Source organism: Arthrobacter phoenicis (genome assembly GCF_047238215.1).
In the GTDB taxonomy this organism is placed as follows: Bacteria; Actinomycetota; Actinomycetes; order Actinomycetales; family Micrococcaceae; genus Arthrobacter.
Genome location: NZ_JBDFMK010000001.1, coordinates 1,444,617 through 1,469,124, shown reverse-complemented (window position 1 = coordinate 1,469,124; position 24,508 = coordinate 1,444,617). Strand labels below are relative to the sequence as shown.

29 protein-coding genes and 1 pseudogene are annotated in these 24,508 nt (G+C 69.7%); 10 read left to right on the top strand and 20 right to left on the bottom strand.

Annotation, left to right across the window (positions count from 1 at the left end; genetic code table 11):
* Positions 1-20: 20 nt before the first annotated feature.
* The 6 genes from ABC337_RS06845 to ABC337_RS06820 form a co-directional block, all read right to left on the bottom strand.
* Positions 21-1,025, bottom strand: a complete 1,005-nt coding sequence (locus ABC337_RS06845) for a zinc-dependent alcohol dehydrogenase family protein (protein ID WP_412884612.1) — start codon at positions 1,023-1,025, stop codon at positions 21-23.
* Positions 1,007-1,858 carry a universal stress protein gene (locus ABC337_RS06840; RefSeq protein ID WP_412884613.1) on the bottom strand — a complete coding sequence of 284 codons (852 nt, stop codon included), beginning with the start codon at positions 1,856-1,858 and terminating at the stop codon, positions 1,007-1,009. Before ABC337_RS06840 ends, ABC337_RS06845 begins: the two co-directional genes overlap by 19 nt.
* Before the next feature lie 76 nt (positions 1,859-1,934).
* Positions 1,935-3,107: a YihY/virulence factor BrkB family protein gene (locus tag ABC337_RS06835; RefSeq protein ID WP_412884614.1), complete on the bottom strand. Its 1,173-nt coding sequence runs from the start codon at positions 3,105-3,107 to the stop codon at positions 1,935-1,937.
* An 80-nt stretch (positions 3,108-3,187) separates the two neighbouring features.
* On the bottom strand, positions 3,188-3,763 hold the full coding sequence (locus ABC337_RS06830) for a DUF3618 domain-containing protein (protein WP_412884615.1): 576 nt from the start codon (positions 3,761-3,763) through the stop codon (positions 3,188-3,190).
* A gap of 14 nt (positions 3,764-3,777) precedes the next feature.
* Positions 3,778-4,209 carry a phage holin family protein gene (locus ABC337_RS06825; protein WP_412884616.1) on the bottom strand — a complete coding sequence of 144 codons (432 nt, stop codon included), beginning with the start codon at positions 4,207-4,209 and terminating at the stop codon, positions 3,778-3,780.
* Complete coding sequence (locus ABC337_RS06820; protein ID WP_412884617.1) at positions 4,206-5,207, bottom strand: hypothetical protein; 1,002 nt, start codon at positions 5,205-5,207, stop codon at positions 4,206-4,208. Before ABC337_RS06820 ends, ABC337_RS06825 begins: the two co-directional genes overlap by 4 nt.
* 195 nt (positions 5,208-5,402) lie before the next feature.
* On the opposite strand from ABC337_RS06820, the gene ABC337_RS06815 reads away from it, so the two are divergent.
* Entirely contained in the window at positions 5,403-6,329 is a 927-nt protein-coding gene (locus tag ABC337_RS06815) for a spermidine synthase (RefSeq protein WP_412884618.1), read from the top strand.
* Here the strand turns inward: ABC337_RS06815 and ABC337_RS06810 are convergent.
* The gene (locus ABC337_RS06810; protein ID WP_412884619.1) at positions 6,326-7,234 is read right to left on the bottom strand and encodes a LysR family transcriptional regulator; all 909 of its coding nucleotides are present in this window, start codon (positions 7,232-7,234) and stop codon (positions 6,326-6,328) included. The two genes, ABC337_RS06815 and ABC337_RS06810, sit on opposite strands and share 4 nt — an antisense overlap.
* A gap of 163 nt (positions 7,235-7,397) precedes the next feature.
* Here ABC337_RS06810 and ABC337_RS06805 point away from each other — a divergent pair, with 163 nt between their 5' ends.
* The 3 genes from ABC337_RS06805 (at position 7,398) to ABC337_RS06795 (ending at position 10,385) form a co-directional block, all read left to right on the top strand.
* A complete protein-coding gene (locus ABC337_RS06805) occupies positions 7,398-8,774 on the top strand; it encodes an MFS transporter (RefSeq protein ID WP_412884620.1) in 1,377 nt (458 codons plus the stop codon).
* 55 nt (positions 8,775-8,829) lie between these two features.
* On the top strand, positions 8,830-9,579 hold the full coding sequence (locus ABC337_RS06800; protein WP_412884621.1) for a 3-hydroxybutyrate dehydrogenase: 750 nt from the start codon (positions 8,830-8,832) through the stop codon (positions 9,577-9,579).
* Between the two features lie 173 nt (positions 9,580-9,752).
* The gene (locus ABC337_RS06795; RefSeq protein ID WP_412884622.1) at positions 9,753-10,385 is read left to right on the top strand and encodes a flavin reductase family protein; all 633 of its coding nucleotides are present in this window, start codon (positions 9,753-9,755) and stop codon (positions 10,383-10,385) included.
* Between the two features lie 31 nt (positions 10,386-10,416).
* On the opposite strand, the gene ABC337_RS06790 is transcribed toward ABC337_RS06795, so the two are convergent.
* Positions 10,417-10,719, bottom strand: coding sequence for a DUF4193 domain-containing protein (locus ABC337_RS06790; RefSeq protein WP_412884623.1), 303 nt, complete (start codon positions 10,717-10,719; stop codon positions 10,417-10,419).
* A gap of 242 nt (positions 10,720-10,961) precedes the next feature.
* On the opposite strand from ABC337_RS06790, the gene ABC337_RS06785 reads away from it, so the two are divergent.
* Positions 10,962-12,368 carry an MBL fold metallo-hydrolase gene (locus ABC337_RS06785; protein WP_412884624.1) on the top strand — a complete coding sequence of 469 codons (1,407 nt, stop codon included), beginning with the start codon at positions 10,962-10,964 and terminating at the stop codon, positions 12,366-12,368.
* 222 nt (positions 12,369-12,590) lie between these two features.
* Here ABC337_RS06785 and ABC337_RS06780 read toward each other — a convergent pair whose 3' ends face one another.
* The 6 genes from ABC337_RS06780 to ABC337_RS06755 form a co-directional block, all read right to left on the bottom strand.
* Positions 12,591-12,974: a DUF7793 family protein gene (locus tag ABC337_RS06780; protein WP_412884625.1), complete on the bottom strand. Its 384-nt coding sequence runs from the start codon at positions 12,972-12,974 to the stop codon at positions 12,591-12,593.
* A gap of 146 nt (positions 12,975-13,120) precedes the next feature.
* Positions 13,121-13,882, bottom strand: a complete 762-nt coding sequence (locus tag ABC337_RS06775) for a sulfite exporter TauE/SafE family protein (RefSeq protein ID WP_412884626.1) — start codon at positions 13,880-13,882, stop codon at positions 13,121-13,123.
* Complete coding sequence (locus ABC337_RS06770) at positions 13,879-14,487, bottom strand: rhodanese-like domain-containing protein (protein WP_412884627.1); 609 nt, start codon at positions 14,485-14,487, stop codon at positions 13,879-13,881. The genes ABC337_RS06775 and ABC337_RS06770 overlap by 4 nt, the downstream gene beginning before the upstream one ends.
* 181 nt (positions 14,488-14,668) lie before the next feature.
* Entirely contained in the window at positions 14,669-14,971 is a 303-nt protein-coding gene (locus tag ABC337_RS06765; RefSeq protein WP_412884628.1) for a rhodanese-like domain-containing protein, read from the bottom strand.
* An 83-nt stretch (positions 14,972-15,054) separates the two neighbouring features.
* Positions 15,055-15,402 (bottom strand): metal-sensitive transcriptional regulator, encoded by a 348-nt coding sequence (locus tag ABC337_RS06760; protein WP_412884629.1) that lies wholly within the window; start codon positions 15,400-15,402, stop codon positions 15,055-15,057.
* A 2-nt stretch (positions 15,403-15,404) separates the two neighbouring features.
* Positions 15,405-15,716 (bottom strand): rhodanese-like domain-containing protein, encoded by a 312-nt coding sequence (locus ABC337_RS06755; RefSeq protein ID WP_412884630.1) that lies wholly within the window; start codon positions 15,714-15,716, stop codon positions 15,405-15,407.
* Positions 15,717-15,848: 132 nt separating this feature from the next.
* Between ABC337_RS06755 and trxA the strand changes: the two genes are divergently transcribed.
* The gene (trxA, locus tag ABC337_RS06750) at positions 15,849-16,214 is read left to right on the top strand and encodes a thioredoxin (protein WP_412884631.1); all 366 of its coding nucleotides are present in this window, start codon (positions 15,849-15,851) and stop codon (positions 16,212-16,214) included.
* Here trxA and ABC337_RS06745 read toward each other — a convergent pair.
* The 3 genes from ABC337_RS06745 to ABC337_RS06735 all read right to left on the bottom strand — a co-directional run bounded on the left by ABC337_RS06745 (position 16,211) and on the right by ABC337_RS06735 (position 17,833).
* Complete coding sequence (locus ABC337_RS06745) at positions 16,211-16,924, bottom strand: SDR family oxidoreductase (RefSeq protein ID WP_412884632.1); 714 nt, start codon at positions 16,922-16,924, stop codon at positions 16,211-16,213. The two genes, trxA and ABC337_RS06745, sit on opposite strands and share 4 nt — an antisense overlap.
* Before the next feature lie 121 nt (positions 16,925-17,045).
* Entirely contained in the window at positions 17,046-17,201 is a 156-nt protein-coding gene (locus tag ABC337_RS06740; protein ID WP_412884633.1) for a hypothetical protein, read from the bottom strand.
* Positions 17,198-17,833, bottom strand: coding sequence for a hypothetical protein (locus ABC337_RS06735; protein WP_412884634.1), 636 nt, complete (start codon positions 17,831-17,833; stop codon positions 17,198-17,200). Before ABC337_RS06735 ends, ABC337_RS06740 begins: the two co-directional genes overlap by 4 nt.
* 165 nt (positions 17,834-17,998) lie before the next feature.
* Between ABC337_RS06735 and ABC337_RS06730 the strand changes: the two genes are divergently transcribed.
* Positions 17,999-18,451, top strand: a complete 453-nt coding sequence (locus tag ABC337_RS06730) for a hypothetical protein (RefSeq protein WP_412884635.1) — start codon at positions 17,999-18,001, stop codon at positions 18,449-18,451.
* Here ABC337_RS06730 and ABC337_RS06725 read toward each other — a convergent pair.
* The 3 genes from ABC337_RS06725 to ABC337_RS06715 form a co-directional block, all read right to left on the bottom strand.
* Complete coding sequence (locus tag ABC337_RS06725; protein ID WP_412884636.1) at positions 18,448-19,038, bottom strand: DinB family protein; 591 nt, start codon at positions 19,036-19,038, stop codon at positions 18,448-18,450. The genes ABC337_RS06730 and ABC337_RS06725 overlap by 4 nt on opposite strands.
* A gap of 129 nt (positions 19,039-19,167) precedes the next feature.
* Positions 19,168-19,359, bottom strand: coding sequence for a helix-turn-helix domain-containing protein (locus ABC337_RS06720; RefSeq protein ID WP_290256872.1), 192 nt, complete (start codon positions 19,357-19,359; stop codon positions 19,168-19,170).
* Between the two features lie 43 nt (positions 19,360-19,402).
* The gene (locus ABC337_RS06715; RefSeq protein WP_412884637.1) at positions 19,403-19,696 is read right to left on the bottom strand and encodes a hypothetical protein; all 294 of its coding nucleotides are present in this window, start codon (positions 19,694-19,696) and stop codon (positions 19,403-19,405) included.
* Positions 19,697-19,964: 268 nt separating this feature from the next.
* Between ABC337_RS06715 and ABC337_RS06710 the strand changes: the two genes are divergently transcribed.
* The 3 genes and pseudogenes from ABC337_RS06710 (at position 19,965) to hutH (ending at position 24,332) form a co-directional block, all read left to right on the top strand.
* Complete coding sequence (locus ABC337_RS06710; protein WP_412884638.1) at positions 19,965-20,789, top strand: IclR family transcriptional regulator; 825 nt, start codon at positions 19,965-19,967, stop codon at positions 20,787-20,789.
* Between the two features lie 166 nt (positions 20,790-20,955).
* Positions 20,956-22,731, top strand: a complete 1,776-nt coding sequence (gene hutU, locus ABC337_RS06705) for a urocanate hydratase (RefSeq protein ID WP_412884639.1) — start codon at positions 20,956-20,958, stop codon at positions 22,729-22,731.
* Positions 22,732-22,740: 9 nt separating this feature from the next.
* Positions 22,741-24,332, top strand: a pseudogene (hutH, locus tag ABC337_RS06700) (histidine ammonia-lyase).
* Positions 24,333-24,508: the final 176 nt, after the last annotated feature.

Below are 24,508 nucleotides of genomic sequence, written 5' to 3'. Positions count from 1 at the left end.
CGGCGCAGTGGCTGCCGTGCTCAGTCCCTCACCCGGATGACGGCGGCGCCCGTGACCCGGTCGGCGGCCAGGTCCTGCAGCGCCCGGCCGGCCTCCTCGAACGGGTAGGCGGTGGTGCTGGGCCGCAGCGGGATCTCCGCGGCGATCCGGAGGAATTCCTCGCCGTCGGCCCGGGTGTTGGCGGTGACGCTGCGCAGCTGCCGTTCCTGGAAGAGGTCGGTGGCGTAGTCCAGGGCCGGGATGTCGCTGAGGTGGATGCCGGCGACGGCGAGCGTTCCGCCGCGGTCCAGCGCCCGCAACGCCGGGGGCACCAGGGTGCCCACCGGGGCGAACAGGATGGCCGAGTCCAGCGGGTCCGGCGGGTCCTCGTCCGCGTCACCGGCGAACACGGCGCCCAGCTCCAGCGCCAGGGCCCGGGCCGCGGGGGAGCGGGTCATCACGTAGACGCTGGCGCCCCGGTACAGGGCCACCTGCGCGGCGAGGTGGGCGGAGGCGCCGAAGCCGTAGATCCCCAGCCGGCCGCCCACGGGAAGGTCCGCGCGCAGCAGGGCGCGGTAACCGATGATCCCGGCGCACAGCAGCGGCGCGGCCTCCTCGTCCCGGAACGACTCCGGGAGCCGGTAGGCGAAGTCCTGGGCCACGGTCACCAGGTCCGCGTAGCCGCCGTCGCGGTCCCACCCCGTAAAAATGGGCGCCAGGCAGAGGTTCTCCTGCCCGCGGACGCAGAACCGGCACACCCGGCAGGTGCCCCCGAGCCAGGCGACCCCCACGCGCTCGCCGGCCTGGAACCGGTCGGCCCCGGGCCCGGATGCGACGACGTCGCCCACCACCTCGTGCCCGGGCACCACACCGGGCCGCTTCGGTGGCAGGTCCCCTTCGGCCAGGTGCAGGTCGGTCCGGCACACCCCGCAGACACGCACCCGGACCAGAACCTCGCCCCGGCCGGGCACGGGATCGGGCCGCTCGCCGGCCACCAGTGGGCCGGTGTCCGCGGGTCCGGGCCGGCCTACCCACCAGGCACGCATGGGCCCTCCCGGGCGATGAGGACGTTGCAGGGTGCCTGCTGCAGAACCCCGGAGACGGTGTTGCCCGGGCCGGTGCCGCGGTGGTGGGACCCCAGGACCAGGACATCGGCCCCGGCCGCTGCGGCCGAGAGCTCCCGTGCCACGTGCCGCCCGGTGATCAGGGTTCCGGTGACGGCCAGTGCGGGGGCCAAGCGACGGGCCTCGGCCACGGCGTCCGCAAGGAACGCGGCCCCGTCCCCGGCCCGGCCGGCGCCCCGCCCGGGGGCGACGTGGAGGATTTCGAGGCCGGTGCCCGTGGCCGTGGCGAGGGCAGCGGCCTGGGCCACGACGGCGGCCCGTACCGCATCGGCGTCGACGGCGGCGGCCACCGGTTGGCCCGGCAGGGTGAGCCGCCGGACCACCATCAGCGGGCAGGGCGCGGAGCCAGCGAGGTCCGCGCAGACGGAGCCGGCGAGACGGCCGAGCACGCCGCCGAGTCCCCGGCTGCCCACCGCCAGCAGGGCCGCGCCGCGGGCGGCGTCGAGCAGAACCGGGGCCGGGAGCCCCGGCAGCATCCGGGCGGTGACCGTCAGGCCGGGAGCGGCGGCCCGGGCCAGCGCCGCCCCGGCGTCGCGGATGGTCTCGGCGGCCTGGCGAAGCCCGCTGCCGGCGACGCCGCTGACCGGGCCCAGGTTGGAGGTGAAAACCGGCCAGACCCAGGCGTGCACCACCTCGAGGGGGCGCCTGACGGCGGCGGCATGCCGTGCCGCCCAGCGGACGGCCAGACGGGCGGAATCCGAGTCGTCATACCCGGCCACGACGGCGGCGCGCTGACCTGCTGCGGCTGCCGGCATGGATCCTCCCGGGTAGGCGGACGGCACCCCAGCAGTGCGGCTTCACCCCAGTACAGGCCGCCCGCCCGGGCGGAGGCTAGGGGCTTTGGTCCCCGCGGCGGCCGTCGGACCCGTGACCGGCACCGTGCCCTGCGCCCTGCTCCTCGGAGGCCTGGCGGGCGTGCTCCTCGCGGAGCTCCCGGCCGCGGCGGATGTCCTCTTCCTCCTGGGCCTGCAGCTTGTCGCTCTTCTTGGTGTCCCGCGGCGGCAGCTGGATGGTTTCCTCGGCCTCGATCCCGGCCTGGAGTTCGCGGCCGCGCTCGGTCTCGGCGTCGAACTCGGCGCCGAAAAGCAGGGACATGTTCAGGATCCAGAGCCAGAGCAGCGCCACGATGATGCCGCCGATCGCGCCGTAGGTCTTGTTGTAGCTGCTGAAGTTCGCCACGTAGAAGCCGAAGGCCACCGAGGCGAGCAGGAAGACCAGCAGGGCGATCGCAGATCCCATACTCAACCAGCGGAACTTGGGCTGCTTCACGTTGGGGGTGGCGTAGTAGAGGATGGCGATCGCGACGATCAGCAGGATCAGCATGACCGGCCACTTGGCGATGTTCCACACCATCAGGAAGGCCCCGCCCAGGCCGATCAGGTTGCCCACGGATTCGGCCACCGGGCCGCTGAGGACCAGCATCGCGGCGATGACCACCACCAGCAGGAGGTTGACCACGGTGACGCCCAGCATGGTGCCGCGCAGCTTCAGGAAGGGCCGGCCCTCATCCGTCTCGTAGACCCGGTTCATGGCGCGGCCAAAGGCGCCCACATAGCCGGACGCGGACCAGATGGCCGTCAGGAGGCCGACGACGAACGTCAGTCCCGCGGCGGAGGAGCTGGTCAGGTCCTGGATCAGCGGGCGGATGGTGTCCACGGTCTGCCCGGGCGCAAAGCCCTGGACGATGTCCAGCAGCGCGCCGGTGGTCTTCTGGGCGTCGCCGAAGAGCCCCAGCAGGGACACCAGCGCCAGCAGGGCCGGGAAGATGGAGAGCACCGAGTAGTAGGTCAGCGAGGCCGCCAGGTCCGGGCACTGGTCCTTGGTGAACTCGCGCAGGGTCTTGCGGGCGATGTACTTCCAGGACGGTTTGCTGACGTCGGTGGGCCGGTCCGGCTTGCGGGCGTCCTCCGGGCCGGGGGACGTGCGGGCCTTGGCGGTGCTGCTGGTGGCGGTCTCGGCGTCGTCCATGGAGCCAGTCTGCGCCTGGGTGAGGTTCTTGGCCATCGGAATCTTCTTTCGTGGTTAAGCGCAGCGGCCGGCTGCCTCCGCATCAGCGGGGGCAGCCGGCCGCCATCCGGGTCAGGCTAGGCCTGCTGGACATTGTCCTTGGCGTCAGCGGCGCGGTCCTTGACGTCGGCGACGGCCGTCTGGCCCTCGCCCTTGACGTTCTGGGCTGCGTCGGTGGCCGTGGCCTTGACGTTTTCCATGGCCGCCTGGGCGGGTTCCTTGAGTCCCTCGGCCACGTGCTGGGCCGCCTGGCCCAGTTCCGTGGTGAGCGGCTCTGCTGCCGACTTCAGCGCATCGGCGGCCTCCCGTTCCTTCTGGCTGGCCGGGATCAGGGCGGAGACCAGGAGGCCGGCGCCGAAGGCGATGAGGCCTGCGGCGAGCGGGCTGCCCTGGGTTTTTGCCTTCACCTGGTGCGGTGCATCGGAGACGGCGGAGCCGGCGTCGCTGAAGTGCGCTCCGGTGCTGCTGCCGGCGTGGTCGGCTGCTCCCATGACTTTCTCCTTCGCTCCGAAGACTGCGTCTTTGACCTTGTCGGTCTGGCGCTGGACGATATTCGACGGGGTGACCTTGTCCGCTACGGCGTCGACGTTGGTTCCGAGCCGTGCGCGGGTTGCTTCAATGTCGGCACGGATGGCATCCGGGTTCTGACTCATTGTCTTTCCTCGCTTTAGTGGCTGGGCTTGAGAGTGGGGGGAATTTCCTGGATGGTCTCGGCGGTCTGGGGCAGGCCCTTGATCGCCTTGAGCTCCTTGCGGCCCATGGAGGCCATGATGGCGCCGATGATGCCCCAGAGAACGGCGACAATGACCCCGGCCCATCCGAGTCCCATCAGGGTTCCGAGGCCCCACCAGAGGGCCAGGGACAGGAACAGCAGGACGAAGTGTCCCGCCACTCCGGCGCCGGCCAGCAGGCCGCTGCCCTTCCCGGCCCGGCTGGTGGTTTGCTTCAGTTCCGCCTTCGCGAGCTCCAGTTCCTGACGCATCAGGGTGGACATGTCGCGGGTGACGTCCCCGAGCAGGTCACCCAGGGAAGTGGTTTCCGCTTTCACGTGGGCATCCGTGGCCTGGGCGTGGGCGCCCAGCGGCATCTCGGTGCTCATCGGCGTCCGCCGTCGAACGGGTCCTTACGGTCCGGGTCGACGCCGGGATCGACGCGGTACGGATCCGCCTCCAACGGGTCCTCGGCCCAGCTGCCGGCGTGGGCGCCTGAGCCCTCTCCCTCCAGCGGGTTGGGCGGGTAGGTGTCCGCGTGGGCGGCCGTGGTGGCTTCCGGGTACTGCACCGGCGGCGGGGGCACCGCGACGCCGGCATCGGGCACCCGCGTGACGGGCTGCGGTGCGCGGGAAGCAGTGCCGGTGGAGCCGTTGGCGGACTGCTCCGGAGCGCCGGCGCTGAGGCTGCGGCTCAGGCGCCCGGCGAGGATGCCGGCGCCCGCGGCTGCCAGCAGGAAGGCGCCGGGCCGCTGGCGTGCAAAGGACTTGACCTCGGTCAGGAGCGAGCCCGGATCCCGGTTCTCCAGCCAGGTGGCGACGGAGGCGGAGCGCTCGGCGGCCTGGCGGACCAGGTCGGTCGCGACGCCGGGCTGGTCCGAGGCGCGGGCCATGGTGTGCAGTTCGCTGGAGATCGAGTGCAGCCCCTGGGCCGCCTTCTGCTGCTGGTTGCCGGCCTGCTCGGTCAGGTCCGTACGGGCCTGGTCCAGCAGGTCGCGGGCGTTGCTCTTGACCTCGGTGGCGACGTTGGCTGCCTCGGTCTTGGCGGTCTCGGCGACGTTCTGGGCCGAGTCAACGGCCTGGTCCTTTACCTCGGCGGCCTCATCCTTTGCGGCGTCCGTCTTGGACGACGTGCCGGTTCCGCCGGTGCTGTACGAGCCGGTGCTGTACGAGTCAGCCTCATAGGAACCGGCGCCGGAGGGTGTCTGCCCGCCGACGTAACCGCCGGTGGTGCCGGCAGCCGGGTACTCGGTGGCGGGGTATCCCGTGCCTGCATGCTCCGTGCCGGAATTTGCCGCGGACGGGAACGTGGTGCGGGGGCGCAGTTCGTCCTGTGCTTCACCGGGCGTTCCGTAGGTACCGTCCTGGGGCCATTGGTTCTCTGTCATCGTCGCTCTCTTTCCTTGAAGATCCAGTCTTAGATCTGAGGCCCGGCCGGCCGTTCAGCAGCACCGGAACCCGAATAGTAAGCATGATTACTAACAAATAGTAAGCAAACTTTGCTTCCAATCACAAGGGCCGCCCGGGACCTGGTCCGGAACGGGCGGATAGGGTTGGTGCATGGGTGAGGGGGCTGACGGCTGATGGCGAAGAAAGGCAGGGCTGCGCGGCGCGGGGCCGAGACGACCGAGGAAATGCCGGGTCGTAATGCAGGCCCCGGCGCGGCCGGCGCGGCCCGTGGACCGGGTAAATCCGGACCCGTGGCGGGGGTCTACGCCATCGATACCGGCGAATGCGAACTCGTCCCGGACCAGGACAACTCCACCGGCTGGCTGCTGCGCATCAACGGCGTGATGAGTTCCCATATCGATCTGGCGGACCCATTGTTCCTGGACTTCGAATACATGCGCTGGATCGCAGCACTGGTCGAGTCCCGCTGGCCGACGGCGGCCTCGCCCCGGCTGCGCGCCCTGCACCTGGGCGGCGGGGCGTGCTCCTTGGCCCGCTACGTCCATGCCGCCTACCCGGAGGCCCGGCAGGTGGTGGTGGAGCTGGACGGCAAGCTGGCCGAGTACGTCCGCGGCTGGTTCGACCTACCCAAGGCCCCGTTGCTGCGGCTCCGGGTGGGGGAGGCCCGCGAGGTCACCGAATCGCTGACACCCGAAACCCGGGACCTGATCATCCGGGACGTCTTTGCCGGCTCACAGACGCCGCGGCCACTGACCACCGCCGAGTTCGTTGGCCACGCCAAGCGCCTCCTGGGCCCCGGCGGCGTCTACGTCGTCAACTCCGGTGACGCCCCGGCGCTGACCAACGCCCGCGAGGACGCGGCAGCCATCGCCGCGGCCTTCCGGCACACCGTCATCATCGCCGACCCCGCCATGCTCAAGGGCCGGCGCTACGGAAACATGATCATCGCCGGCAGCGACGAGCCGCTGGGCGAGGATCCGGGCCTGGCCCGGCGGCTGCTGGGCGGCGGCGTCCCGGCGCATCTCTGGGACGACGCCCGGGTCCGCTCCTTTGCCGCCGGCGCTGCCGTCCGGCAGGATCCGGCGCCCGCGGAGCCCTAGGTCCGGGACGTGCCGAGGCCCATCAGTGCGTCGTGGTTGGCGTCCGTCCCCTCGCGCAGGGCCTGGACGACGGCGGCCACCGCGGGCCGGCGGAGCGAATCGGGCCGCAGCACCATCCAGTAGGGCAGCATCTCGGCGACCTGGTCCGGCACCAGCCGCACCAGGTCCGGGTGCAGGTCCGCGGCGAAGCAGGGCAGGAACCCTACCCCGGCACCGGCCCGCGTGGCCTCGATGTGCACGAAAACGTTGGTCGAGCTGAGCCCGTCGCGCATGGTCGGCACCAGCCTGCGCGGGGCATCGAGGTCATCCACCTGCAGCATCGAGTCGACAAAGTAGACCAGCGGGTGGCTCTCCAGTTCGGCGAGGGAGGCGGGCGTCCCGTGCTCGGCCACGTAATCGCGGGAGGCGTACATCCCCAGCATGTACTCGCCCAGCCGCGAGGCCTCGGCGCGGTGCACCTGCGGCTCACCCACCACCACCTCGATGTCCAGGCCGGAACGCTGCTGCAGTGCCCGCCGGGTCACGGTGATGATCTCCACGCTCAGCCCGGGGTGCCGGCGCCGCAGCTTCGCCACCGCCGGGGCGGCGATGTAGGCGCTGAAGGCGTCGGTTGCGGTCATCCGGACGACGCCGGTGACCGGGTCCGGGGTCTTCCCCGGTTCCTCGAGGGAGCGCACGGCGCCCTCCACCTCTTCGGCGACGGCGACGGCGGCGGCGCCCAGGTCCGTCAGCTCCCATCCACCGGCGGCGCGGGAGAGGACCCGCCCGCCGAGCGCCTTCTCCAGCGCGGCGATCCTGCGCGAGACCGTGGTGTGGTTCAGACCCAGGGACTGCGCCGCCGTCGTGAATTTCGCCGAGCGGGAGACGGCCAGCAGCACCAGGAGGTCGTCCGGATTGAGATTCATATCTGCAATTCTGCACACATATCGTGCCGGTTTGGCCATTGAGCGGCGGCGAATCTGCGGCGATACTCGATGAAGCCCATTTTCAGTGCCGTGCATCACAGCTGATTGCACCGCGACGGTAAGCACCACACACTGTGTCGCCGTGGACACCTAGGAGTTATTTATGAGCGTAGAACAGCGCTCCGCAACACCGCCTGCCGCCCGCAAGGGCGAGGGCCTCAAGAAAATCGTCGCCGCCTCCATGGTGGGAACAGTCGTCGAGTGGTACGAATTCTTCCTCTACGCCACCGCAGCCACCCTGGTCTTCGGCAAGTACTTCTTCCCGTCCACGGGCAACGACCTTGACGGCATCATCCAGGCCTTCCTGACCTACGCCGTCGGCTTCATCGCCCGGCCGCTGGGCGGCATCGTCTTCGGCCAGATCGGCGACAAGCTGGGCCGCAAGCCCACCCTGCAGCTGACCATCGTCATCATCGGCGTGTCCACCTTCCTGATGGGCTGCCTCCCGGGCTTCGTCGACATCGGGTACCTCGCCCCGGCCCTGCTGGTCATCCTCCGCTTCATCCAGGGCTTCGCCTTGGGCGGTGAGTGGGGCGGCGCAGTCCTCCTGGTCGCCGAGCACAGCCCGGACAAGGGCCGCGGATTCTGGGCCAGCTGGCCGCAGGCCGCCGTTCCGGTGGGCAACCTGCTGGCCACCCTGGTGCTGTTCATCATGTCCAACACCCTGAGCGCCGCGGACTTCCTCGGCTGGGGCTGGCGCGTGGCGTTCTGGCTCTCCGCCGTGATCGTCTTCGTCGGCTACTACATCCGCACCAACGTCTCCGAGGCGCCGATCTTCCTCGAGGCCAAGGCGCAGCTGGAAGCCGAGCAGGCCGCCAGCTACGGCGTCCGCGAGGTCATCCGCAAGTACCCGAAGGGCATCCTGCAGTCCATGGGCCTGCGCTTCGCCGAGAACATCATGTACTACCTGGTGGTCAGCTTCTCGATCGTCTACCTGAAGACCGTGGACAAGTACGACACCTCGTCCCTGCTGCTGGCCCTGCTGATCGCGCACCTGGTGCACTTCCTGATCATCCCGCAGATCGGCCGACTGGTGGACAGCTGGGGCCGCAAGCCGGTGTACCTCGTTGGTGCCATCTCCGGTGCCACCTGGCCGTTCTTCGCCTTCCCGATGTTCGACACCAAAAACGCCGTCGTCATCGTCCTGGCCGTGACCATCGGCCTCTGCCTGCATGGCTTCATGTACGCCGGCCAGCCGGCCCTCATGGCCGAGCTGTTCCCCACCCGGATGCGGTACGCCGGCGTCTCCCTCGGCTCCCAGGTCACCTCGATCTTCGCCGGTTCGCTGGCCCCGCTGCTGGCAACCGCCTGGCTCAAGGACACCAACTCCTGGCTGCCCACCGCCATCTACCTCGTGGTGGCATGCGTCATCACCGCGGCCACCGTGCTGACCCTGAAGGAAACCAAGGGCATCGCACTGGAGGACGTGGACCGGGCCGACGCCGAGCGCGAAGGCCTGGCCGTAGCCTCCGTCCGCTGACCCGGACAGCAGCATCTGCAGCACTCGTCAATTTCTGAACTGGAAGGCTGGGTACATGGAAAACTCACTCAACGGCCGCAAGGCCCTGGTCACCGGCGGAGCGAGCGGCATCGGCGCGGCAACAGTCCGCGCCCTGGCCGCCCGCGGCGCGAAGGTGGTGGTGGCCGACGTCAATGAGGCCGCCGCGACCGCCCTCGCTGACGAGGTAGGCGGCTCCGCCTGGGCCGTCGACCTGTTCGACACGGACGCCCTGCAGTCGCTCAGCCTGGACTGCGACATCCTGGTCAACAACGCCGGGATCCAGCGGATCAGCCCCATCGAGGACTTTGATCCGGCCGATTTCCGCCGGATCCTGACCCTGATGCTGGAGGCTCCGTTCCTGCTGATCCGCGCCGCGCTGCCGCACATGTATGCGAACAACTTCGGCCGGATCATCAACCTCTCCTCGGTCCACGGGTTGCGGGCCTCGCCGTTCAAGAGCGCCTACGTCTCGGCCAAGCACGGCCTGGAGGGCCTGAGCAAGGTCACGGCGCTGGAGGGCGGCGCGCACGGCGTCACCTCCAACTGCGTCAACCCGGGCTACGTCCGGACCCCGCTGGTGGAGTCCCAGGTGGCGGACCAGGCCAAGGTCCACGGCATCCCCGAGTCCGAGGTGCTGGCCAAGATCATGCTGACCGAGGCGGCCGTGAAGCGGCTCGTGGAGCCGGAGGAAGTCGCCTCGCTGGTGGCCTGGCTGGCCTCCGACGACGCCGGCATGGTCACCGGCGCGAGCTACACCATGGACGGCGGCTGGTCCGCCCGCTAGGGGTGGCCGGCTGACGGGCCCAGAAGGGTAAGTAACGGTGGGAATCCGTCCGGGCGCGACGCCCGGGCGGATTTCTGCCGTTAAGCGGGGGATGCGGGTGCGGGCAGCCGGTGTACGGGCGCACCGCCCTCCCGCGTCCCGGCGCCCGGCGCGGGCCTCGCTAGGCTGGGCGCATGCGTAAGGATTTCAGCCCCTCGGACCTGTCCTCCGCCGAGTTCTACCGGCTGCTCACGGCCCTGGTGGTACCGCGGCCCATCGCGTGGGTGTCCAGCACGTCCGCCGAGGGCGTGGACAACCTCGCGCCGCATTCGTTCTATACGGTGGCCTCGGTGACGCCGCCCATCCTCCAGTTCACCTCGGTGGGCCGGAAGGATACCTTGCGGAACATCACGGAGCGCGGGGAGTTCGTGGTGAACTTCGCCCCCGCCTCGCTCATGGCCGAGGTCAACGCCACCGGCACCAATTTTCCGGCCGACGTCAGCGAGTTCGACGCCGCCGGTCTCACCCGGGAGCCGGGCAGGACGGTCTCGGTACCGCGGGTTGCCGAGTCGCCCGCGGCCTTCGAGTGCCGGCTGCACGCGACGCAGCCAATGGGGGATTGTGTACTGATTTTCGGTGAGGTCACCCATGCCGTGGTGGCCGGGGATGTCCTGGCCGGTGACCATCCGCTGATCGACCGGCTGGGCCCCCTGTCCCGGCTGGGCCGGGACGAATGGGGCCTGCCGGGACCTGTTGAGGAACTCAAGCGGATCCGCCGGTCCGAGTGGCCGGGCTCCTTCGGCCGTCGCGACGACCGCGGCGCCTAGCCGGTTTTCCCGTGGGGCCGGTGGGCCTCCGTCAGCCTTCGCAGTCGGTGCAGTAGGCGTGGCCGTCCTTTTCGCGGGCGATCTGGGACCGGTGCCGGACCAGGAAGCAGGAGTAGCAGGTGAATTCGTCGGAGGCCTGCGGGATGACCTGGACGACGAGTTCCTCGTTGGAGAGGTCCGCGCCGGGGAGTTCGACGCCGTCGACCGTGTCGGCCTCGTCGAGTTCCAGCACGACGCTTCGGGCGTCCGGGGAGTTGGCGGACTTCAGGGCTTCAAGGGAAGCATTGCGGGATTCGGCGACGTCGGGGCGTACTTCGTCGTAGTCGGTTGCCACGTGGGGTGTGCTCTTTTCTTTGCTGTCTGGTTGCTGGTTCAGGTACAACGCGCCCGACCCCCATTTTGTGCCCGCACGCCGAAATCTCTTTTCCTGCCACCTCCCGGAGGCCGTCCGGGCTCATGATCCCGGAGCGTCCCCGGCCCGGATTGGCGAGGCTTGCAACATACCCCCGGGGGTATTATCGTTGTGTGTAGACCAACGGAGGATCCTCCTCCTGGACGCCAACGAAAGAGAGTCCCATGCTTATCGAGCGCATCTATGACGAAGACCTCGCCCAGGCCAGCTACTTCATTGGCTGCCAGGCCAAGGGTGAGGCCCTGGTGGTCGACCCCCGCCGTGACAATGCCGTCTATCTGGACCTTGCTGCCGCGAACGGGATGAAGATCGTGGCCGTGACCGAGACCCACATCCACGCCGACTTCCTCTCCGGCACCCGCGAACTGGCGGCCGCTACCGGCGCCACCGCGTACGTCTCCGGCGAGGGCGGGGCTGACTGGCAGTACGGCTTCGAGGCCGAGCGCCTGAACGATAACGACACGATCACCCTGGGGAACATCACGGTCAAGGCCCTCCACACTCCCGGCCACACCCCGGAGCACCTCTCGTTCCTGATCACCGACGGCGCGTTCGCGGACCAGCCCGGCTACCTGCTCTCCGGTGACTTCGTGTTCTCCGGCGACCTGGGCCGCCCGGACCTGCTCGACGAAGCCGCCGGCGGCGTCGACACCCGCTTCGAAGGTGCCAAGCAGCTCTTCGCCAGCCTGCGGGACAAGTTCCTGACCCTGCCGGACCACGTCCAGGTCCACCCGGGCCACGGCGCCGGCAGCGCCTGCGGCAAGGCCCTCGGCGCCATCCCGTCCTCCACTGTCGGCTACGAACGCCTCTACGCCTGGTGGGGCCCGTACCTCGCGGCCAACGACGAGCAGGGCTTCATCAACGAACTCCTCGACGGCCAGCCCGACGCGCACGCCTACTTCGCCCGCATGAAGCGCGAAAACCGTGAAGGCCCCGCCGTCATGGGCGAGCGTGCACCCCTGGCCGAGCTGGACACGGCCGACGTCGCCAAGGATCTCGCCGCGGACAAGGTCATCTTCGTTGACACCCGCGCCAACGCCCAGGTCCACGAGGGCACCGTCACCGGCTCGGTCAACGTCCCGGCCGGCAAGTCCACCGCCAGCTTCGGCGCCTGGGTAGTCGACCCCGAAAAGGACAAGGCCCCGCTGGTCCTGCTCGCCCCGGACCAGGCCGCCGCGATGGAGATGTGGGACCACCTGGTCCGCGTCGGCATCGACAAGGTCGCCGGCTACGTCACCGGCCTCGAAGGCCTGCCGATCTCCGTCCCGAAGCTGATCCAGCCGGAGGAACTCGATGGCTTCGAGGCCGCCATGGTGCTGGACGTCCGCAACAAGACCGAGCACGCCGCCGGCCACATCCCCGGCTCCTACCAGCTCAGCGGCGGCCGCGTCATGTGGCACCTGGACGAACTCCCCGCCGAGGGCACCATCGTCTCCTACTGCCAGAGCGGGGTCCGTAACTCCGTAGCGGCCAGCGCCCTGCGCCGCGCCGGCTACGACGTCGTCGAACTCGACGGCAGCTACGCCGCCTGGGCGGCACAACAGCAGAAGTCCGCCGTCAACGCCGGCTAATCACTGCACCACAAGGGCGGCGGCCCGGGGAAACCCGGGCCGCCGCCCTTTTTGCGTCCCCGGAAACAACCCGCCCGTGGTCTTCCCGGGAGCCGCCGTGCCGGGCTTTTAGTTCGTGGCACTAAGGGACTCGCCGGCGGGGACCGGATTCAGGCGACCCTGGTGTTCGAGAGCCTGGGATAGCTTTCGGGGGGCCGGCTGAGGGCCGGTAGAGGGGCCGGCTCAGTGGGCGTTGCCGGCCGGCTGGGCGGCGAGGCTGTCCAGCCAGGCCAGGGCCTCCGGCTCGGAGGTGAAGTAGGCGTGCGGGCAGTGGTCGTGGCGGCTGAGGGCTGCCCCCATGATGGTGTCCACCACGCTGGAGCCGATCATCGCCACAGCGGAGGCGGGCTGGGCGTGGGCGAAGGCTGCCCGGGCCGGGTTGCTCAGGGTCACCCCGGCGATCTCCAGCAGCAGCAGTCGCGGGGTCGCGCTCAGGCTGCGCATCGCCTCGATGGAGGCGCGGGCGTCGTCGGCGTCCACCTCGGACTCCGGGGCCCAGACCAGGTGGAAGTACTGCCCGCGAAGGCCCAGTCGGCCCTTCCCGTCCGCGATCAGAATCTCGTTCATTTACGCCTCCTGCGCCCAACTTACCCCGGGCGGGTCACGATCAGTGCCGGGGCACGAAAAAGCGCCGGAAGACGGTGTGTCTTCCGGCGCTTTCGCGGTGCGCTGTGCCGGTGATGTCGATGATGCCGCGGGCGTCGGCGATGCCGCTAGGCGAGCAGGGCCTGGGCGGTGACGTAGGCGGCGACGGCCAGGACCAGGATCCCGAAGCTGCGCTTGAGGACCCGGTCCGGGATGTTCGTGCCGAGCCTGCCTGCGATCAGGGACGCGGCCATGGCGGCCACGGCGAAGGCGGCGGTGACGGCCCAGTCGATGTGCAGGTCGCCCAGGTGGGCGGCGAAGCCGGCGATGGAGTTGATCACGATGATCACGAGCGACGTGCCCACGGTGGCCGCCATCGGCAGGCCAAGGACCAGGGTCAGGGCCGGGACGATCAGGAAGCCGCCGCCCACGCCCAGCAGGCCGGTCAGGAAGCCCACGACGGCGCCGGTGGCGATCGCCTTCGGCAGGCAGCTGCGCCAGTGCACGCCGCCGCCGGGAAGGGCGCAGGACCCGCCGGCGGTCTTGGTCGGCATCATCATGCGGATGCCTGCGATCACCATAATCGCGGCGAACGCCAGGAGCAGGACCTTCTGGTCCAGCAACCGGTTGACGTAGGCGCCCAGGTAGGCGGTGGCGGTGCCGGCGGCGCCGATGATCACGGCCAGGCGCCAGTTCACGTTGCGGAGCCGGGGCACCACCGCGACGGCCGAGGAGGCGCCGACGACGACCAGCGAGGTCGGGATCGCCGCGGAAAGCGGGAGCCCGACGCCGTAGACCAGGGCGGGAACGGCGAGGATGGAGCCTCCGCCGCCGACCAGGCCGAGAAGGCCGCCGACGATCAGGCCGAAGGCCGCCGCGGTGATGATCATGACTTGGTGCCCAGGTTCTGCAGAGCCTGGTGGGCGGTGGGCTCGTTGGCGGAGCGGTTCCACGGCATCTTGGAGAGCATCTGGCCCATGGCGCAGCTGTTGGTCGCTGCGGAGAAGGTCAGGCCCGCGCCGATCCCGCCGGCCAGCAGGCCGAGCTTGGGGGAGAGGAGCTTGCTGCCGACGACGCCGGCGAGCACCAGTGAACCGGCCGTCATCCGGACCTGGCGTTCCAGGGCCCAGGTGTTCTTACCCTTGACGACGTTGCCGCCGGCGGCGGCGTAGGCGGGCACGCCGCCTGTGAGGACGCTGGCGCTGCCGAGGCCGACGGCGTCCAGGTGCTTCCGGGCCTGCTCGGCCCGGTTGCCGGACTGGCAGACCAGCACCACGCGGGTGCCCATCTTGGCGGCGAACTCTTCCGCGTGCTCGCTCAGCAGCGGCAGCGGCACGTGGTAGGAGCCCTTGATGTGCATCGAATCAAACTCGGCACCGCCGCGGACGTCAATCACCATCAGGTCATCGTGGTTGTCCTCCCAGGTCTTCAGCGTTGCCGCGTCGATGGACTTGGGAGCCGTGGCGGCGGGGGTGGGGACGTTCGTGGAAGTCATAATCTCTTTCGGTCTAGCAAAGGATGGAGCGGGGTGGTGCCGACGGCGCACCCGCGGAGGCGGGGACGATGTCGTCCGCCTGCCGGCTCCTGTGCCCGGCATGCCGGGTACAGGTGGCGTGGCAGGTGGAAGCCCGGGCGGCGCAGTTGGGGGTCGGCGCCGCCCGGGCGGTCTTTGGGGATTACGCGGCTGGCAGGCCGTTGGCGGACCAGTCGAGCATGCCGCCGGTCATCGTGTAGGCGGTGAAGCCGGCGGCGGCGAGCTGGTCGGCGGCGGCGGCGCTGCGGCGGCCGCTGCGGCAGACTGCGACGACGGGACGGGCCTTGTCCAGTTCGCCCATCCGGGCAGGCAGGTCGCCCAGGGGGATGTGCCGGGCGGCGGCGATCATGCCCGCGGCGACCTCGTCGGCTTCGCGGACGTCGACGATCTGGGCGTCGCTGCCGTTGTTGATCTGGGCATTCAGTTCGTTAGGGGTGATATCCATGGTCTGGCCTTTCGGGGGTGCCGGGGGATTCGGGGTCAGGGGAGATAGGGGATGCACGGCGCAGAAAGAGTCCGTGCCGTGGCTCAGGTGAGGCGAAGGAAGAGTGCTTGAAGTTCCTCGAGCGTCGGCGGCGCCGGGGCCACGGGGCCGGTGGCGCCCGTGCCGACGTCGGCGGCCGTTGCGGCTGGCGGCGTCGGGCCGGTGTAGGCGGCTGGGGCGAGGCAGTCGCGCATGGCGCTGGAGATGAGTTCGAAGCCGGCCTTGTCCAGGGCCCCGCGGACGGCCGCCAGTTGCGTGACGGCGGCCCGGCAGTCCGTGCCGGACTCGATCGCGTCGATCAGTGCGGTCAGCTGCCCGCGCGCCCGCTTGAGCCGGTTGACGGTCCGGTGCTGGGATGCTCCGGGCGACGGCGCGGCCACGGTGGCGGACATGCCTAGCGTCCGGCCTGGTAGGTCACGGGGTGGCCGTTGCGGTACCACTCGGTGATGCCGCCCATGACGTTGACGGCGTCATACCCAGCCTCGGTGAGCGCCGCCGTCGCCCGCGAGCTCCGGCCACCGGAAGCGCACATGATGTACACGGTCCGGCCGGCAGGGATATCGCCCATGGACTGCTGGAAGCGGGAGAGCGGGACGTTCCTGGTCCCGGGCACGGAGGCCTCGGCGTACTCCTCTTCCTCGCGGACATCGATGATCGGGACCCCGGAGCCCAAGGCAGCGAGGTCGTCCACGGAAATGCTCTTCATGTCCACAGTCCTTTCATGGGGGCCGAAGGCCGCGGTGGCCTTCATCTCCTTCCATGATGATACCCCCGGGGGTATTTAGCAAGTCGCGGCCGACTCTTGCTTAAATACCCCCGGGGGTATTATTTTTATTGCATGGCAACCATTGACATCACCGAACTAACCTTTGAATCCACCATCTCCGGCAGCGACATCGTGCTGGTCGACTTCTGGGCGGCCTGGTGCGGCCCGTGCCGCATGTTCGCCCCGACGTTCAGCAAGGCCTCCGAAGCCCATCCCGACGTCGTTTTCGCCAAAGTGGACACCGAGGCCGAGCCCTCCCTCTCCGCGGCGGCCCGGATCACCTCCATCCCCACCCTGATGGCGTTCCGCGAGGGCATCCTTGTCTTCTCCCGGCCCGGCGCGATGAACGCGAGTGGGCTCGAGCAGCTCATCACCGCCATCAAGGGGCTGGACATGGACGACGTCCGCGCCAAGGTGGCCGAGGCGCAGGCCTCCTAGCGGCCGGCGCCCGTGATCTCCGGGTAAAGCATCTCCACGGGCGAGCTCAGCGCGGCCTTCACGCCCGCGGTGGTGGCGTCGGCGATGACCTCGTAGGCGCCCGCCTCGACCCCCTCGAGGACGGCCTGGACAAGGTCGGCCGCGGTCATTTTGGGGCCATCGGCGTGGGCGGCCATCGCGGTGTCGACATAGCCCATGTGGACGCCGACCACATGGACGCCCCGGGGGGCCAGTTCCAGCCGGAAGGAGTTCGTGGCGGACCATAGTGCGGCCTTCGAGGCGCTGTAGATCCCGCCGAACGCGTACCAGCTTGCTACGGAGTGAACGTCAATCAGGACAGAATCCGTCGCCGCCGCGAGTGTCGGCGCGAACGCCCGGGCCAGCAGGACGGGCCCGTAGAAGTTGGTCTCCATGTTCTGCCGGAGGTCCGCTTCGGTAATCTCCAGCAGGCTCGCCGTGGGCGGGTTCGCCCCGGCGTTGTTGATCAGGACCGTCGCGTCAGAGGCCGCCTCGACGGCGGACTGGATGGACGCGGGATCCGTGACGTCCAGGGTCAGCGGTACGATCCGGCTGTCGTCCCAGGTCCGGGGAGTGCGGGCGGTGGCGTAGACCTTGGCCGCTCCCCGGGCGAGGGCCTGGTGCACGAACTGCGTGCCGATGCCGCCGTTCGCACCGGTGACGAGGACGACGGCGTTGTTGAGGGAGGGCATGGGGATTTCGCTTTCTCGAGGGTTCCGACGCCCGCCGGGGCGCCGTTTGTCTGACTCTGTTCATAACTGAGTGCAGTCATAATTTATTTCCCCGAGAGCTGCGTCGTTTTTCGGCGGCCCCTCAGTTCCGCGCGGTGCCCGCTTCCGGCGCGCCGGCCGCTTCGCGCCTCCGTTCCTCGGCTTGCAGGATGCCGTCGCGCACGGCCGCCCGGACCACCCCGTGGAGGATGTAGAAGAAGATTGCCGCGAAGGTGACGGTCAGGACGAGGCCGTTCACGCGGGCGTCCCGCCGGGCCAGTAGGCCTGGGCGTCCGCGGCCGCGTCGCGCAGGGCCGCACCGTCCAGGGTGATTGAACTTTCCTCGATGCCCATGGCCGTCCACTGTGTCACCAGGCGCAGGTCTCCCGCCGGCGGCAATGGCCAGAGCCACAGCGTTCCGGCGGAGGAGAAGTCGTGGTCGCCGCCGTGGCCGCCCCCGGACCTGAACGTGAAGACCGGGCCGTTCGGTTCCTGGCCCATCGGTGGCCCCGCGTACTGGTCAACAGTCGAAACGCTTGCCCTGGTCCCGTCCGGGAGCTCGATGCCAAAGAGGAAGATGTCCTTGCCCGAGACGGAAGGACCCGGCGGCCCGAACCGGTTGAAGAAGCCGGCATTCATTACGGCCCATTCCTGGTCATCTTCGTCCGTCCGGCGAATCGTCCAGGTCAGGTTGATCGTGCACCCGGTGGAATAGGCGCTGACCGACTCGACGGCGACGACGCGGCCCGTGGACCGGTGAAGGAAGCGGCTGACCGGGACGATGGCCGGCAGCTCGTAGCGCGGCGGCCCTGACCAGGGCGGAGGCACGAACTCGGGCATCCGGGGCCGCGGGGGCAGCGCCGGAATCGGGTAGTCCTGGAAGAAGGTCACGGGTGGTCCTTTGCGTTCGCGGTCTGCGGCCGGTCGAGGAACGCCCGGCGTGGTGCGCCCCGGATCCCCCAATCCGTCCTAGGCCGCCCAGTCTAGCCGTGGCGGTCCTTGGCGCGGCGGAGTAACGGAGTTGCCGCATCCGAACCGACCCGGAAGACTGCCGGGATGGGGCGGGACGAAAAGAGCGGCGACGAACTGCGCACCGGCATGCCGGCCCGGTACAGGGCTGTGCTGGCCGTGATCGGGCTCCTGGCCACCGCCGTCGTGACCCTGTCCACCGGCCAGGCCTGGGCTGGCGTGGCGATGCTGCTCGTCTTCGTCTCCGCGGGGCGGCTGACCGCCCGCATCCGCTGCGACGGAACCGGAGTTCACGTCAGGGTTGCCGGAATCTTCTCCACCACGGTTGCCTACGCGGACCTTGTTGAGGTCGCACCCGGGCCGGAGACCGGCCTGCTCGAAGGAATGGGCCTGAGGATTCTCCGTGGCGGCGGCGCCGGCTACCTGGTGGGCGGCCCGACGCTGAGAATCCGGTCCAAGGGTGCCTGGTTCCTGGTCTCCTGCGCGGATCCGGAGGCCGGCGTGGAACTGATCCGCGCGCGGAGCGGACTGACGTTTTAGCCCTGGGTGCCCTCGCCGCGCGCCACCGCTTCGAGGCGGTTGTAATAGTTGCCCCACCAGGCCTGGTCCTCTGCGGGCAGGTTGCTGTAACCGTCCCGGTGCCCGGCGCTGCCGTCGGCTAACTCCCGCACGATATCGGCGTGCCCGGCGTGCCGGTGCGTCTCCGCCGTCACGTGCACCAGGATGCGGGCCAGGGTTACCGGGTTGCTGTCCTCACGCCACCACGGCACGAACCCGGCGGCCGTGAGGGGAAGCCGGGAGATGGTCTCGTCGGCATGGGCCCAGACGCGCCGATACAGGCCGATGATGTCCTCGCGGGTCTCCCCGGGAGTCGCCCACATGTCAGCGTTCGGCTCGGCATCGGGCGCGAGCCAGCTCAGGGTCTCCCGGAACGGCCGGTCGAACACCGAACCAAAGTACTCGGCCTCAACGCCCGCCAAATGCTTGATCAGCCCCAGCAGATTCGTGCCCGTAGGCGTGAGGGGCCGGCGGACGTCGTAGTCGGCAAGCCCGTCAAGCTTCCAGACCAGGGCATCACGGCCCTCCTGCAGATAGCGGCACAGGTCCGCTTTCGCTCCATCGCTCATGACCGCGATCCTGTCCGCGATGCGGGGCGATTGCAAGTCAACGTGGGGCTTCAGTGCGGTGGGGCCTTCACCCGAAGCGAGCCTCATTCGGCGCATTGCCACAAAGACTGCGGAACGCGGCGGCTCGGCTCACACCGCGCCGGTGGCGGACTGACGGATGTATCCCTCCACCGCCGCCTGGGAGATGCGGTAGGAGCGGCCGAACCGGACGGCGGCCAGGGCGTGCGACTTGACCAGGCGGTACACGGTCATCCGGGACACGCGCATGATGTCGGCGACCTCGGCGATGGTCAGGTAGGCGGGGCGGTCGGCTGGAAGCATGGAACAGACTCCTTCTGGGACGCGGGAACGGAATGAGCGGTACTCAGTCGGGTAGGCGGACGGTGCGGTGGTCGAAGAACACGAGGGTTCCTGCCGGCGTGCCGGGGACCCTGACCCCCACATACGGTGGCCGGACGACCGTCACCCGTCCCTCACGGCGGCCGTTGAAGGGGTCATCCCCGACCACCACCTGGCCCACGCGGAAGCGGACCCGGGACGCGCCGAGGCGGCTGATCACGGCACGGAGACGGCGGTGCCCCCGGGCTGCGGCCGGAGACGCCGCGGCGCGCGGTTCGTGGGGAGCGGACTGGAGGTGGCTGGCGGCGTGAACGCCCATCGGAGTGCTCCTTCCGGCGGATCGAAACGTCTCCCCACGGTAGGCACCCGCACCCACCGTTCACACGAGTAACAGGTACCCCATCTTTCTCACGGACTACTTGCTTGCCGCCGACGGCGGAGCGCCCGCCGGGGACTGCTACGGCCGTGGTCCGGTGGAGGTTTTATCTGGGATTACAGACACTGGACAATCGCGGTGGCCTCCGCCGGCCTCCCGCGGAGGCATTCTTAAGTACGGGATACCGGACATCCCCTGCCGAAGGACGGACATGACAACTGCACCGCACGCCCCCGCCACCCCCGCTGCCAGGGCCGCCTCCAAGGTTCCCGCCGCCGAAAACACCCTGCGGATCCTCAAACTGCTGGCCTCCAAGCGCGGGCCGATGGCGGCGTCGAACATCGCCACAGCGCTGGACCTGCCGCGCTCCAGCGTCTACCACCTCCTGGGCGTCATGGAGGCCAATGGCTTCGTGCTGCACCTGCATGAGGAACGCCGCTACGGGCTGGGCATCAGCGCGTTCGAGCTCAGCTCTGCGTACTCCCGGCAGGAGCCGCTGTCCCGGTTGGGCCGCCCCATGCTTGCCGCCCTGGTGGACAAGATCGGGGAAAGCGCCCATCTGGCCGTCCTGCACGGCCGCGACGTCCTCTACATCGTGGAGGAACGCGCCAAAAACCGCCCTTCCCTGGTGACCGACGTCGGCGTCCGGCTTCCCAGCCACCTCACCGCCAGCGGCCGGGCCATCCTGGCCGCCCTGCCGAAGTCCCAGGTCCGGGCCCTCTACCCGAATGCCGCCGCGTTCAGCGTCCGGCACGAGAGCGAAACCGCCATCACCAAATACTCGGTCCTCTCCTCGCACCTGGATCAGGTCCGGCAGCGCGGCTACGCTACCGAACACGGCGAGGTCACCCCCGGCTTCGGCTCGATCGCCGCTGCCGTCACGGACCACGCAGGCTGGCCGACAGCCGCCGTCGCCGTGACCTTCCTCGAGGACAAGCTGCCGCCGGAGCAGTGGCCGGCCCTGGCCGCGCGGGTCAAAAAAGCCGCCGACGATCTCTCGGTCCGGATCTACGGACGCCCCAACCCAACTAACTAGCAGCTGGGGCCGTTTTAGGCCCGGAAAACGGCTTCTGCTGCGAGTCAGTTGGGTCTGGGATTCCGGACAGCACCCCCGCCAAAGCCCTGTGACCGGCGCCACCGGCAGGCTTTAGTAGATACAGAACCTCTCCCCGGAACCACCCCACACCACGAAGGAGCCCCTCATGGCACCCGTCGATTTCACCACCGGTGCCCGCCCGGTCAAGGCAGCCCGCGGCACCGAGCTCACCGCCAAAAGCTGGCAGACCGAGGCCCCGCTGCGCATGCTGATGAACAACCTGGACCCCGAGGTGGCCGAACGCCCGGACGACTTGGTGGTCTACGGCGGCACCGGCCGGGCCGTCCGGTCCTGGGCCGCCTTCGACGCCATCACCCGCACCCTGGAAACCCTCGAAAAGGACGAGACCCTGCTGGTCCAGTCCGGCAAACCGGTGGGCGTCTTCCGCACCAACGAATGGGCCCCGCGCGTACTGCTGGCCAACTCCAACCTCGTCGGGGACTGGGCCACCTGGCCGGAATTCCGCCGGCTCGAGGCCGAGGGCCTGATGATGTACGGCCAGATGACCGCCGGGTCCTGGATCTACATCGGCACCCAGGGCATCCTGCAGGGCACCTTCGAAACCTTCGCCGCGATCGGCCGTAAGCTCACCGGCGACGAGAACGGCACCCTCGCCGGCACCCTGACCCTCACCGGCGGCTGCGGCGGCATGGGCGGCGCGCAGCCGCTCGCCGTCACCCTCAACGACGGCGCCTGCCTGATCGTCGACGTCGACGAATCCCGCCTCCGCCGCCGTGCCGGCAAGCGCTACCTCGACGAGGTCGAAACCGACCTCGACGCCGCGATCGCCAAGGTCCTGAAGGCCAAGGAGGAGCGACGCGGCTGGTCCGTGGGCTACGTCGGCAACGCCGCCGAGGTCTTCCCCGAGATCCTCCGCCGCCACAACGCCGGCGAACTCACCGTGGACATCGTCACGGACCAGACCTCCGCGCACGACCCCCTGAGCTACCTGCCCGAGGGCATCACGGTCGAGGAATGGCACCGCGAGTCTGCGGCCGACCCGGAGGGCTTCACCAAGAAGGCCCAGGCCTCCATGGCCCGCCACGTCCAGGCCATGGTCGAATTCCAGGACGCCGGCGCCGAGGTCTTCGACTACGGCAACTCCATCCGCGACGAGGCGCGCAAGGGCGGCTACACCCGGGCCTTCGAGTTCCCCGGCTTCGTCCCGGCTTACATCCGACCGCTGTTCTGCGAGGGCCTGGGCCCGTTCCGCTGGGTTGCCCTCTCCGGCGACCCCGAGGACATCCGCGTCACGGACGAGGCCATCAAGGAACTGTTCCCCGAGAACAAGCACCTGCACCGCTGGATCGACGCCGCGCAGGAACGGGTTGAGTTCGAGGGCCTGCCCGCCCGCATCTGCTGGCTCGGCTACGGCGAACGCGCCAAGGCCGGCCTGCTGTTCAACCGGCTGGTCAAGGAGGGCAAGGTCAAGGCCCCCATCGTGATCGGCCGCGACCACCTCGATTCCGGCTCCGTCGCCTCCCCGTACCGCGAAACCGAGGCCATGGCCGACGGCTCGGACGCCATCGCCGACTGGCCCCTGCTGAACGCCCTGCTCAACACCGCCTCCGGTGCCACCTGGGTCTCCCTGCACCACGGCGGCGGCGTCGGCATCGGCCGCTCGATCCACGCCGGCCAGGTCTCGGTCGCCGACGGCACCGACCTCGCCGCGCAGAAGCTCGAGCGCCTCCTCACCAATGACCCCGGCATGGGCGTCATCCGCCACGCTGACGCCGGCTACGACCGCGCCGTCGAGGTCGCCAGGGAACGCGGCGTCCGCATCCCCATGCTCCCCACGGACTCCCTAGCCTCGCAAGCTCGGCCAGGGGACCCTGTCCGCGTGGGCCCAGAGTCCGCAGACTCCGCAGAAGCAACGAAGTAGGGACCTCCGATGACCATTGCCACCCACGAACCGCTCACCGTCACCCTCGGCGCCAGCGGCGTCACGCCCGAGGACGTCGTCGCCGTCGCACGCCACGACGCCCGGGTCACCGTCGCCCAGGACGCCCTCGACGCCGTCGCGAAGGTCCGAGCCCACATCGACGGGCTCGCCAACAGCGAGGTCCCTGCCTACGGCATCTCCACCGGCTTCGGCGCCCTGGCCAACCGGCACATCCCCGCCGAACTGCGGACCCAGCTCCAGAAATCGCTGATCCGCAGCCACGCCGCCGGCATGGGCCCGGCCGTGGAACGCGAGGTGGTCCGCGGGATCATGTTCCTGCGCGCCAAGACCCTCGCCTCCGGCCGCACCGGCGTCCGTCCCGTAGTGCTGCAGACCATGGTGGATGTCCTGAACGCGGGCATCACCCCCGTGGTCCGCGAGTTCGGCTCGCTCGGCTGCTCAGGCGACCTCGCCCCGCTGTCCCACGTGGCCCTGGTCCTGATGGGCGAGGGCGAGGCCACTGGCCCCGACGGCACCCGTTTCGGCGGACGCGGCGAGGCCCCGGTTGCGGAGCTGCTGGCCGCGCACGGCATCGAACCCGTCACCCTGGCCGAGAAGGAAGGTCTGGCCCTGGTCAACGGCACCGAGGGCATGCTGGGCATGCTCCTGATGGCCATCGCCGATCTGCGGCTGCTGCTGACGACGGCGGACATCACCGCCGCGCTCAGCGTCGAGGCGCTGCTCGGCACGGACCAGGTGTTCCTGCCCGAGCTTCACGCCGCACTCCGGCCGCACCCCGGCCAGGCGGCCTCCGCGGACAACATGCTGCGGGTCCTCTCGAACTCCCCGATCGTGGCCTCGCACCGGGTCAACGACACCAAGGTCCAGGACGCCTACTCGCTGCGCTGCGCACCCCAGGTGGCCGGCGCCGTCCGGGACACCGTGGACCATGCCGCCCTGGTAGCCTCGCGGGAGCTCGCCGCCGCGATCGACAACCCCGTGGTGCTCCCGGACGGCCGGGTCAGCTCCAACGGCAACTTCCACGGCGCCCCGGTGGCCTACGTCCTGGACTACCTGGCGATCGCGGTCGCGGACCTGAGCTCCATCGCCGAACGCCGCACCGACCGGATGCTGGACCCGGCCCGCTCGCACGGGCTGCCCGCGTTCCTGGCCTCCAATCCCGGCGTGGATTCTGGCCTGATGATCGCGCAGTACACCCAGGCAGGGCTGGTCTCGGACAACAAGCGGCTGGCTGTCCCGGCGTCGGTGGACTCGATTCCGAGCTCGGCCATGCAGGAGGACCACGTGTCCATGGGCTGGCATGCCGCGCGCAAGCTGCGGCGCGCGGTGGAGAACCTGCGCCGGGTGCTCGCGATCGAACTGGTCACCTCTGCCCGGGCCCTGGATATCCGCACCCAGCTCTCCGACGGTACCCTCGAAGCCGGCCCGGCAGGCTCAGCCGTCATCGCCGCCCTCCGCGGCGTGGTGGAGGGCCCGGGAACGGACAGGTTCCTCTCCCCGAACTGGAGGCCGCGGACCGACTGGTGGGCTCCGGCGCCGTCCGCGACGCCGCCGAATCCGCCGTCGGAAATCTTGCCTGACGGCGCAGAAAATGCAGGGACGCCGGGCGTTTCGGGGACCCCCCGAAATGTTCGGCGCCCGGTCCGCCGAGGCGGTGCGGAATGTAGTAAAACTATGACCGGCGCCACACCGGTGCGCGCAGTGGATTCAGAGCATGGATTCACACCACAGATTCACACAGCAACAAGATCTACAA